This window comes from Pseudalkalibacillus hwajinpoensis (genome assembly GCF_039851965.1).
GTDB classification, from domain to species: domain Bacteria; phylum Bacillota; class Bacilli; order Bacillales; family Guptibacillaceae; genus Guptibacillus; species Guptibacillus hwajinpoensis_E.
The window spans coordinates 974,511-985,462 of record NZ_CP156674.1 but is presented as its reverse complement, the minus strand read 5'-3'; the positions used below and the strand labels follow the sequence as shown (position 1 = coordinate 985,462).

Genomic DNA, 10,952 nt, shown 5'->3' with positions numbered 1-10,952 from the left:
TTTCTTGTTATAAATGTGATTTACCAACTTGCATTGACTTTCTCGGAAACCCTGTTAGGATATATCACGAGTTTATTATTTTTAATTTTCAAAAATGGTACGATTTTGCATAATGGTACAGCGTAGAAAGAAGGGATACCATGAAGGCAAAGCTTATGGTGGTAGGAAATGGTGAAGCGGCAACTCGATTTCTAGAGAGCTTACTTTCAATCCAGGCTAAGGGATTTGAAATAACAGTCGTGGGAAAAGAACCTCAGCCTGCTTATAAACGGCATTTGCTAACGCGCATTTTACAGGGAGAAGTGGCGATGGAGGATGCTGTCTTTCAAGACAGCGATTGGTATAAATCTAGTGGCATTCGCTATTATTCAAATGAAAGTGTCCTTACAATTGATACGGACCGATCGCAAGTGAAAACAGATCGAGGCAGAAAAGTTAGGTATGACCATCTAGTCATTGCGACAGGTTCTAGCCCTTATCTTCTTCCTATTCAGGGAGCAGGGAAAAAAGGTGTAAAAACGTACCGTACGCTCGAGGACTGCAGAGAACTGATTCAGACTTCGGAAACATATAAGAAGGCTGCAGTCATTGGAGCAGGTCTTCTCGGTCTTGAGGTTGCGATGGGCCTTGTTCACCTTGGACTAGAGACTACGGTTGTACACCATCAACCCAATGTGATGAATCGCCAACTTGATCGATTAGCATCTGAGATGCTTCAGGAAGCACTAGCAGCAAATGGACTGAACTTTGCTCTAAGTAAGCGAACGAGAGAAATTACGGGTGATTCTCATGTGAAAGGCATCCGTTTTTCTGACGGAAGCATGATGGAGGCTGATCTTGTTCTGATGTCAGTTGGCATTCGACCAAATGTAGAACTAGCGAAAAAAGCAGGTCTTGAGGTTCACCGAGGGATAGTGATTGATGATGATCTTTGTACGAGTGTACCTAATGTTTACGCGATTGGAGAATGTGCTGAACACCGCGATGTTTTGTATGGCACGATTGGACCGATTTATGAACAGGCTGAGCATCTTGCGAGAAAACTCTGTGATTTACCGGCTAGGTACACAGGCTCAATGGTATCAACCCATCTTAATATTAGGAGCATAAATGTATTTTCAACAGGGCAGGTGCTTGAAACAGAAGAAACAAGAACATTTCAGTGGATTGATCCGATTCGTCACATTTATAAGAAAGTCGTCACTCTTCATGGCCACGTAATTGGCGCAATTCTTTATGGAGACACTTCTGATGCGTTGCGGCTAACACAGTTGGTAAAAGAGTTTGCACCAGTAAACGAAATTCCTTCGAACACTCTTTTCCCAAATGTATCAAGAGATCGACACAATCTCAAGTTAGTTTCGAAAAAATTTCTTTCAAGTGGGGCAGGTCAACCGTAAAGTAATCTGAACTTTAAACTTTTACTCGAGAGGAACGTTCGCATGCCAGTTGAGGCGGTAAAGATCAATTTAGGAAGAGTACGTGAGTTTTCAAAAGATATGGGGACAAAAGTCAATTTACTAAAGTTATCTATTGCCGTGTTTCACCTCTCTGACGATAGGTTTTATGCCCTTCATAATTGCTGTCCAAAGGGAGGCGAACTTGTAGAAGGTGCCATTCTTGGCGAACACATTTTCTGCCCGCAACACGATTGCAAAATTAATGTGAAAAACGGGGTAATGCAGGCACCTGATAGCGGTCAGATTGAAACGTTTCATGTTGAAGTTGAAGACAGTTTCATTTATCTTACGTTAGCGTAACTTTTTCTCTATTCTGGATAAAAGCGATTGAAGTATTCATTACGATCCTGTACGATCGATCTTAACCGAAACAACTATTTACGATGTAAAAATTTTTGTGTATGGGAGGGGAGCTGTCATGCAGGCACTAACGAATAAAACAATTGCTGTAACTGGTGGAAGAAAGGGCGAGGAGATAAGCGCTCTTATTGAAAAGCAGGGAGGACGTGCGCTGATTCGTCCCGCGCAGGGGACTGTTTTTACTAATGAGGAGCAGGTTCTTGAAACGTTAAGGGATAGTATTGAAAACCCACCTGATGTGCTCATTTTTACAACAGGGATGGGCGAACGCCGGATGGCTGAGCTAGCTAACGAGGCCGGACTCGGCAAGAGATATGAGCAGTTGTTAGAGGCCATTCCAATTGCAGTAAGAGGAACGAAAACATTCCAGCATTTAAAACAAAAAGGGATAACACCAGCGACTGTCGCTGACAGTGGAACAATGAAACAGCTGGAGGAGAGGCTTAAGATTAAGGACAAGCGCGTGCTTCTTCAAATGCATGGTGAGAATGTGCCTGATTTCATTCAAACACTTGAACGAGCGAACAACACGGTTGTGACGATTTATCCGTATGAGCACACGCCACCAGATGAGGCGGTGCTTGACCAGTTAATTGAGGAGATTACGAACAAGCAACTTGATGCGGTAGCGTTTACGAGCGCAATCCAGGTGCGGTTCTTTTTCGAGTATGTGGAAAGGATGAAGAAGAAGGAATTTATTCTTTCCTCGTTCGGTGATCATGTGCTTCCTGTTGCGGTTGGAGAAGTAACAGCTGAGCATCTTGAAAGGCAGGGAGTAGAAGGAATTCTTATTCCGGCCACACCACGGATGGGCGCGATGGTGATGGAGATTGCGAAATATTATAAAGAAAATTAAACTGGAACAAAGAAAAGAGAGGCCGTTATCCATCATGGATAACGGCCTCTCCTGTGTGATTTCCGATTTAGTTCGTTTGGGCTGCAAGCTTCACGAGGACATGAGACATATGCTGACGTTCTTCCTCATTTGCTACGTTCCAAAGTTCATTCAACACTTTTTCTTCGCGGTTACGTGGCTCTTCGTGGTTTGCGAGGTAGTCGCCAACACGCTCAGCCCCCTTGGCAAGACCTTCTTCACCAAGTCCTAGCTTTTCACCTTTATGAACCTGATCACCAAGATAGTCTTTAAATGATTGGAAATTCTGTAAGATATCGTCTTTCTTATCCTCACTCATTTGAGCTGCTGCTTGTTTTGGATCGCGTTCTGCCATATTACTCATCTCCTCTTGAATACGTTAAGTCATTAAATCGTTCTTATGCTTTTTTCCAATATGCTGATTCTTTGCTTGATCGAAGTGGAGGAAACGTGTCGCCACTTTGGAGGCTGATATGCATCTCATCTTCAGTCGGATTGCTATTCTTTCTTCCGTCTGTTAAACCATCAAACTCATATTTTCCATTCTCAGGGGCCTTTTCACCAGTTTTGAAACGATCTGCCATTTTCCTTCATCTCCTCTTAAATAAGTTAAGTCATTATATCGTTCTTATGCTTTTTTCCAATATGCTGATTCTTTGCTTGATCGAAGTGGAGGAAACGTGTCGCCACTTTGGAGGCTGATATGCTTTTCATCTTCAGTCGGATTACTATTCTTTCTTCCGTCTGTTAAACCATCAAATTCATACTTTCCATTCTCAGGGGCATTTTCACCAGTTTTGAAACGATCTGCCATTTTCCTTCATCTCCTTTGTTGTTTTGTATATAGGGTATGTTTCCGGAAATGAGAGGGATTAAACCCATTAATTGCTATAAGAGCACATTGGAATGTAAATGAACTGGTTTTGGAATAAGGGTAAGGGGGATGAAAAAATCCTGTAATTGATCGTATGCCACTTACCAGTTTTTGTTGATGCCGTGAACATTCCTTCCATGTAAATCCCTCATAAGAATTTTTCTACACCCTTAATGTAATCGATCAGCGTGAATCGAACTGTGGGGTATATCACAGTTATTGCGACAAAATGATGAACGAGGAATTTTATTAAATCGGTAGGGAATGAGTTTTTTAGGTGACGTAAACGTTAGGAGAAGATGAACGCTAGATGACGCGCTGAGCGACAACTTAGAGCAATACTTTGGAAAGATGAATGAAGTTCAACGTAAATCTAAAAAAGAGAAAATGGATTATCACATCCGCTATGTCGCAAATATTGGGGGATAGGTATCAAACAGGTAAGCAAAATTCGTAAGAAAAGATCGAAAAAAGTTAGAAATTCTTCTTCATGAAGCTGGATTTGGGAATCGATCGGCTGTTGAATTTAGACTTATTCAACTTCTCATTAGCATCTGCGGGGGATTCTTAACTTTCTTGCTTATGGTACCTGTTTCAGATAGTAAAAATTCTGCGACCGTGTTATTAATACTTGCTGTTGTTTTCTTGTTCTACCGCTATCCAGTGTTTTATTTAGCAAAGAAAAAAACACAAAGAGTAAAAGTGATCAATAAGGAAATGTCTGTTTTCTTTGATATGGTGAGCTTACTTCTTGAAGCAGGGGTTGGGCTTGAGGGATCTATCTCTAATGTTTGTGCCAGGAAGCCAGGACCGCTCGCGGATGAGTTCAGTCAGGCGCTTGATGAAATGAAACGTGGCAAATCACGGAGGGAAGCGTTCTATAGCTTAAAGAAGCGTGTCCCATCAGATCATTTCCAGAGCGTCATGATGTCAATCATTCAGGCTGATCATCACGGGATTGGGATGGCGAAAGTCATTAAAAACATTACGACACGTATTTGTAAGCAAAGACGTGAACTCTCACGTGAACAGGCGATGAAGGCACCAGTCAAAATGTTGATCCCGATGATCCTGTTTATATTCCCACCTCTTTTTATTATCATAATTGGACCAATGGTTGTGAAATTGATTGTCGATGGACTGGGTTAATCAAAGGGGGGCAGACACGTGTCTGCCCCCCCTCTCTCTTTAATGATATGATGTAAAAAAAACACTCAATTTGATACATACTAACGTTGTTTATTTAGAGGAGGAAATGAGATGCAAACTATCGAAAGAATTGGAGATCGATTCTGGTATCAAACGCCAGTATTTGAGACAGATCGTCCAATTTTAGGAATGATTGTTGGTGATCAAAGGACCCTTATGATTGATGCAGGGAATTCTGAAGCACACGCTCGTTATTTTCTTGACGAGCTATCTAACAGAGGTGTCCCTGAACCTAATATGTTAGCCCTCACCCACTGGCATTGGGATCATATTTTTGGTCTTTCTGCTCTCGATCAGGTTATATCGATTTCATCAAAGCAAACGAAAGAAGAAATGGAGAAGCTACTTCCTTACTCGTGGTCAGATGAGGCGCTAGATGAGCGAGTAAAAAAGGGAACTGAAATCGAATTCTGTGCGACAGCGATAAAAAGGAGTTTGTTCATCACCGGGACATTACCATCACGCTCCCATCGTTAACTTTTGAAAATAAAGTGGAAATCGATCTTGGTGGTGTCACTTGTGTACTTCTTCAAGTAGGCGGGGATCATGCGTCTGATTCAGTTGTTGTGTACATGAAAGAAGAGAAGATCTTATTTCTAGGTGATAGCATGTACCCGGATATTTTTTCTGAAAAGGACAACTATACAGTCAGCAGAACGCTTCCATTGCTAGATCTGATGGAGCAATTCAATGCGGAGTGGTATGTGTATTCTCATTATAAACCCGTTTCGAAGGAAGAGTTCTTGAACGAAACGAAGGTGTTAAGAATTGCTGCAGAGCTGACCCATAAGTTTAGCGGAGATGAATGTCAGATGCAGAATGCCTATAAGAAGCAAGTTGGCAGGGAAATAAATGAGGAAGAGCTTGAAACAATTGCGTTCTTTGTGAATGGATATAATATGAAGAAGGCGTAAGTGTTGGAAACGTATATGCCACTTGATATGGGAGTGTTTTCTAGTGGGGATCTTTTCGAAAAAAGTAGATTACACCGTATCTCAAACCGGTATAAGTTCTAGTGAAGAGATCATGATTGGTGGGATTCGGCAGACAATTCTTATCCAGGCAGAGGATCAAACTAAACCTGTGCTGTTGATTTTGCATGGAGGGCCAAGTATGCCTCTTCCAGGTGTGTCGTCTAAAGGAAGAGACTATACGATTGTGACGAATACGCGAGAGTTAGTTAAACACTACGTTCTCGTCTACTGGGATCAGAGAGGAACAGGTAAATCCTACCGACATGATATTCCAGGAGAATCGATGACGGTTTCTCAATTTGTTTCGGATGCGAATGAGCTAACGGATTATTTGCGTACACGATTCAAACACCCTAAGATTTTTCTCGCCGCACATTCATGGGGGTCTACAATCGGGCTTGAGCTCGTCACAACCTTTCCAGATAAATTCTACTCATATGTAGGATTATCTCAGGTTGTGAGCTGGACTGAGAATGATCGCCTTTCGCTTGAATGGACAAAAGCGGAAGCAAAAAGAAGAGGGCATACGAAGGCATTAGTTGAGCTAGAGTCCGTTGGTGAACCACCGTTTGTAGAAAGCTTCCAACAGTGGGGAGTGTTAAGAAAGTGGCAAAGAAAGTTTAATACGCTCATTTATTCGGATGACGTGATCAAGCATCCAGGGTTAATGAATGTCACAAAGGCAATGTTTCAATCAGATGAGTACTCATTAAAGGATATTTACAACACGTATTATAAAGGATTTAAACTCGTCTATACAGATTCTTTTATTAAAGAATTAGCTGCCAACAATTTCATGGAGAGTGTACAGAAAGTTGCGATTCCAATTACCTTCATTCATGGGATGAAAGACTATCATGTCCATGGTCAGCTTGTAAAAACGTATTATGATCAACTCAATGCACGAGAAAAACGACTGCTGTGGGTAGATAAATCAGCCCATTTGTTCCACCCGGATGATACAAAGCTTATTGAGAAGTATCTGATTGAGCAGTTGAGGCATAGGAAATTGGTTTCGAAATAGAACAAACAATTTAATTTTCTGAAAAAAAGTGTTGAAAAGGCTTTCAATTAAAGTTATTATGGGAATAAGAAATTACGTAAACGTTTACTCGAAAGAAGGTGAGACATGGCTTCAACCATTAAAGATGTAGCCAAAAAGGCAAATGTGTCTATTGCTACAGTATCCAGGATTTTGAATGACTTACCGGGATATTCTCCAAAGACAAAACAAAAAGTCCTTGACGCCATTGAGGAACTGGGCTATCAACCCAATGCGGTAGCAAGAGGCTTAATTAACAAGAAAACACAAACAATCGGCGTTCTTTTCCCTGACGTATCAAGCATGCTATCGTCTGAAATTTTGAATGGTATTGAGGATGTCGCACATGAGTTGGGACACAGTGTCATTGTTTGTCACACTGATTCAAGTGGGAAACGAACGAAGAAATACTTACAGCTGTTAAATGAGAAAAGAGTAGAGGGCATCCTCTATGTTAGTGAAGTACTGACAAAAGAATATGATGATATTATGAAAAAGATGGATGTGCCAGTTGTTCTTATTTCTACTGAGTCATTAGAGTTTCAATTGCCTTATGTGAAGGTAAATGATCGATCTGCTGTTTTTAGTGCCACACAATATATGATCAATCAAGGGCATAAGAATCTTGGGATGATTAGTGGTCCAAAGGAAGATACAATTGCTGGCTATCCAAGGGCACAGGGTTTTCTAGAAGCATTAAATCACTACGGTTTAAGGGCTAGTGAGGAACAGGTCTTTTATACGAAAGGGTTTGCTTACGAAGATGGTCTTACTAATCTAGAACCTCTTCTATCACGATTTCCTGATCTTACAGGGATTGTAGCTACGAGTGATGATGTGGCAGTAGGTGTCATTTCAGCAGCATATAAGCTTGGAATTACGGTTCCTGATCAGTTGTCTGTAATAGGTTATGATAATATTAAGATTGCACAAATGATAATTCCCCCATTAACTACTGTCGCTCAACCCTTATATGAGATGGGGCAAACAGGAGCTAAAATGCTCTTTAAATCAATTGCCAGCGGGAACACAGTGGAAAGTAGAATTATGCCACATCGCATTATAGAGAGAGAATCCGTAAAAAAAATAAATTAATTTTTTTTTAATCATTTAGTTAAACGTTTACTTAAGTTTATTAACGCGATAAATGATTAAACCAACCGAAGGAGGAGTATAGGATGAAGCTTCATAGCAAATTGGTTACCGGTTTTGTTTCAATGGCTCTCGGCGCGGCACTTTTAACAGGATGTAGTAGTGGTGGTAAAGACGATGCACTAGAGGTGTTCTCTAATAAATCGGAGAATACGGAAACCTATAAGGCTCTCATTAAAAAGTTTGAAGAAGAAAATCCTGATATCGATATCAAATTAAATGCACCGCCAGAAGCAGAAACTGTCCTGAAGTCACGGTTAACAAAAAATGATTTGCCGGATGTTATGGCGATCGGTGGGAATGCAACTTATGGGGAGCTGGCCCGTGCAGGAGTATTAATGGATTTATCAGATTCAGAAATGATTAACAAAATTCAGCCTGCCTATTTAGATATGATTAACCGTCTAGCGGGAGAAGAAAAAGAAGGAACGTATGGTATTCCCTATGCTACAAATGCGAACGCTGTCATTTATAACAAAGATAAATTTGAAGAGCTGGGTGTTGAAGTTCCCAAAACATGGGATGAGTTTGTAGCAATACTCGACAAAGCAAAGGCTGAGGGAGAAATTCCTTTATACCTGACGTTAAAGGATGCTTGGACAGGAATGATTCCATGGAATTCTCTTGCTGCGAATATTCAACCTGAAGAGTTTGCGAAAAAGGTAAACAACGGTGAGGCGAGTTTTCAGGAAGATTATCCTGAAGTAGCAGATAAAATGTTAACGCTTTTAGAATATGGACATCAAGACAACATGGGTGTTGCTTATGGTGATGGAAACACAGCTTTCGCAAAAGGTGAAGGGGTTATGTACTTACAAGGAAACTGGGCCATCCCTGAAATCAAGAAAGCAAATCCGGATATTAACTTAGGGGTTTTTGCAATGCCAGTTACAAATACACCTGAAGAGAACAAACTAGTTTCCGGTGTAGACGTTTTATTTGCTGTTAATAGTGATACCGAATATTCCGAGGAAGCGAAGAAGTTCATTGAGTTTATGATTAATGAACAAAATGCAAAACAATATATCGATGAGCAAGCAGCATTCTCAGCTGTAGAGGGTGTATTCCAGGAGGATCCTGTCATGGAGGGAATAAAGGTTAACTTTCAAGAAGGTTCAATTACCAGCTTCCCTGACCATTATTATCCTGCAGGAATGCAAGCAGAGAATTTGATTCAAGACTTTTTGATTAATAAAAACAAAGATGAATTCCTGAAGAAAATGGATGAAGAGTGGGAAAAGGTTCAAAACCGATAAATGAAAATGGGCATCTACTAAGGTGCCTCTTCATTTACCTTAAAGGAGAGGTGAACATGCATAAACGGAAAAACGCTTTTATAATCATGACTGTTCCTGCCCTGTTGCTCTTTTTTACTTTCCATACATATCCTGCTCTTCAAGGGGTTTATTATAGCTTTACAAACTGGAGAGGGTATGGGGATTTTGATTTTGTTGGATTAAAAAACTATATTAATGTCTTTAAGGATGAGCGAGCTCTTCATGCCTATCTTTTCACTTTCAAATTCGCGGTCGTTTCAACCATTCTTGTTAATGTCATTAGTCTTATTGTAGCGATGGGGCTAAACGCAAAAATAAAATTTCAAAAGACGCTGAGAGCAGTTTACTTCATGCCAAATATTTTAAGTATCTTGATCGTCGGTTATATATTTAATTTTATCTTCGCACATTTCATTCCTGAAATTGCAGAAGGGCTTGGAATTAATGCGTTGACAAGGAATATTCTTGGAGATCAGGATGTTGCCTGGATCGGAGTTGTCATTGTAGCTGTGTGGCAGGCGGTAGCATTCAATACGATACTTTATCTAGCTGGTCTTGTGACTATACCTGAGGATTTATATGAGGCTGCAAGTATTGATGGTGCTGGACCATGGAGAAAGTTCTGGAGCATAACGTTTCCTCTTATTGCAACGTTCTTCACGATTAACATGGTGCTTGCCATGAAGAACTTCTTGATGGTGTTCGATCACATTATTGCGTTAACCGGTGGGGGGCCTGGACAGGCTACCGAATCGATCTCTCTATTAATCTATCGAGGTGGTTTTGAAGGTGGAGAGTTTGCTTACCAGTCTGCTAATGCGGTTGTTTATTTCGTTATCATTGTAGTCATTTCAGTCATTCAAATTAAGGTCTTACAAAGAAGAGAGGTGGAAATGTAATGGGAAAGAAATCGAATTGGTTTATAACAACCTTATTAATTCTTGGTTCACTGCTCATTCTCTTTCCATTGTATCTCACGGTTACGATCGCGCTAAAAACCCCTCAGGAACTAGCCGATTCATTTCTAGCTCTACCTAAAGAATGGCGATTTGAAAATTTCACAGAAGCAATCCAACTAACAAATTTCTTCAATGCTCTTGGAAACAGCGCATTCATTACGTTATTTGTTGTTGTTTTAACGTTGCTCACAAATTCGATGGTCGCTTATGCTATTGCACGAAATATGCATAAAAAGTTTTATAAGTTTCTTTTCTACTATTTCGTGAGTGCGATGTTTGTTCCTTTTCCTATAATCATGTTACCAATTGTGAAACAAACAAGTTCATGGGGAATTGATAATCTAGTTGGATTGATTATGCTATATGTCGTGTATGGACTTGCCTTTAACGTCTTTATCTACGTTGGCTATATCAAATCTATTCCGAAGGAGCTTGAAGAAGCAGCAATAATGGATGGAGCAAGCACATGGGGTGTTTTCTGGAAGGTTATTTTCCCGCTTCTTGCTCCGATGAATGCCACAGTCGGTATTCTGACAACACTATGGGCATGGAATGACTTTATGTTGCCACTCGTAATCTTGAGTGATCAAGAGCTTGCTACGTTACCTTTAGTGCAATATATTTTCCAATCTCAATTTAGTACAGATTACAATTTAGCATTTGCCTCTTATTTGATGGCTCTTGCTCCGATGATACTTGTTTATATCTTTGCCCAGAAATGGATTATTAGCGGTGTAACGAAAGGCGCTATTAAATAGAGAAATGGAGTGG

At 40.4% G+C, this 10,952-nt stretch carries 12 protein-coding genes and 1 pseudogene; 10 read left to right on the top strand and 3 right to left on the bottom strand.

Features of this window, described 5'->3' with window-relative positions; translation table 11 throughout:
• The first annotated feature begins 140 nt into the window (after positions 1–140).
• From ABFG93_RS05035 to ABFG93_RS05025, 3 genes are all read left to right on the top strand, one after another.
• Positions 141–1,400 carry an NAD(P)/FAD-dependent oxidoreductase gene (locus ABFG93_RS05035; protein ID WP_347551171.1) on the top strand — a complete coding sequence of 420 codons (1,260 nt, stop codon included), beginning with the start codon at positions 141–143 and terminating at the stop codon, positions 1,398–1,400.
• 42 nt (positions 1,401–1,442) lie between these two features.
• The gene (locus ABFG93_RS05030) at positions 1,443–1,760 is read left to right on the top strand and encodes a Rieske 2Fe-2S domain-containing protein (RefSeq protein ID WP_347551169.1); all 318 of its coding nucleotides are present in this window, start codon (positions 1,443–1,445) and stop codon (positions 1,758–1,760) included.
• 118 nt (positions 1,761–1,878) lie between these two features.
• The gene (locus ABFG93_RS05025; RefSeq protein ID WP_347551167.1) at positions 1,879–2,676 is read left to right on the top strand and encodes a uroporphyrinogen-III synthase; all 798 of its coding nucleotides are present in this window, start codon (positions 1,879–1,881) and stop codon (positions 2,674–2,676) included.
• 67 nt (positions 2,677–2,743) lie between these two features.
• Here ABFG93_RS05025 and ABFG93_RS05020 read toward each other — a convergent pair whose 3' ends face one another.
• From ABFG93_RS05020 to ABFG93_RS05010, 3 genes are read right to left on the bottom strand one after another with little or no spacing between them, the layout of a single operon-like run.
• On the bottom strand, positions 2,744–3,058 hold the full coding sequence (locus ABFG93_RS05020) for a DUF3243 domain-containing protein (RefSeq protein WP_431522050.1): 315 nt from the start codon (positions 3,056–3,058) through the stop codon (positions 2,744–2,746).
• A gap of 34 nt (positions 3,059–3,092) precedes the next feature.
• Positions 3,093–3,278 carry a YjzC family protein gene (locus ABFG93_RS05015; protein WP_347551164.1) on the bottom strand — a complete coding sequence of 62 codons (186 nt, stop codon included), beginning with the start codon at positions 3,276–3,278 and terminating at the stop codon, positions 3,093–3,095.
• 44 nt (positions 3,279–3,322) lie between these two features.
• Positions 3,323–3,508 carry a YjzC family protein gene (locus ABFG93_RS05010; protein ID WP_347551163.1) on the bottom strand — a complete coding sequence of 62 codons (186 nt, stop codon included), beginning with the start codon at positions 3,506–3,508 and terminating at the stop codon, positions 3,323–3,325.
• A 642-nt stretch (positions 3,509–4,150) separates the two neighbouring features.
• On the opposite strand from ABFG93_RS05010, the gene ABFG93_RS05005 reads away from it, so the two are divergent.
• The 7 genes and pseudogenes from ABFG93_RS05005 to ABFG93_RS04975 all read left to right on the top strand — a co-directional run bounded on the left by ABFG93_RS05005 (position 4,151) and on the right by ABFG93_RS04975 (position 10,939).
• Positions 4,151–4,717, top strand: a complete 567-nt coding sequence (locus ABFG93_RS05005) for a type II secretion system F family protein (protein ID WP_347552759.1) — start codon at positions 4,151–4,153, stop codon at positions 4,715–4,717.
• 111 nt (positions 4,718–4,828) lie between these two features.
• Positions 4,829–5,691 (top strand): annotated as a pseudogene (locus tag ABFG93_RS05000) (MBL fold metallo-hydrolase).
• A gap of 43 nt (positions 5,692–5,734) precedes the next feature.
• Positions 5,735–6,775: an alpha/beta hydrolase gene (locus ABFG93_RS04995; RefSeq protein WP_347551161.1), complete on the top strand. Its 1,041-nt coding sequence runs from the start codon at positions 5,735–5,737 to the stop codon at positions 6,773–6,775.
• A gap of 105 nt (positions 6,776–6,880) precedes the next feature.
• Positions 6,881–7,888 carry a LacI family DNA-binding transcriptional regulator gene (locus ABFG93_RS04990; protein WP_347551159.1) on the top strand — a complete coding sequence of 336 codons (1,008 nt, stop codon included), beginning with the start codon at positions 6,881–6,883 and terminating at the stop codon, positions 7,886–7,888.
• A gap of 83 nt (positions 7,889–7,971) precedes the next feature.
• The gene (locus ABFG93_RS04985; protein ID WP_347551157.1) at positions 7,972–9,201 is read left to right on the top strand and encodes an ABC transporter substrate-binding protein; all 1,230 of its coding nucleotides are present in this window, start codon (positions 7,972–7,974) and stop codon (positions 9,199–9,201) included.
• Positions 9,202–9,257: 56 nt separating this feature from the next.
• Positions 9,258–10,121, top strand: a complete 864-nt coding sequence (locus tag ABFG93_RS04980) for a carbohydrate ABC transporter permease (protein ID WP_347551156.1) — start codon at positions 9,258–9,260, stop codon at positions 10,119–10,121.
• On the top strand, positions 10,121–10,939 hold the full coding sequence (locus ABFG93_RS04975; protein WP_347551154.1) for a carbohydrate ABC transporter permease: 819 nt from the start codon (positions 10,121–10,123) through the stop codon (positions 10,937–10,939). Before ABFG93_RS04980 ends, ABFG93_RS04975 begins: the two co-directional genes overlap by 1 nt.
• Positions 10,940–10,952 lie beyond the last annotated feature (13 nt).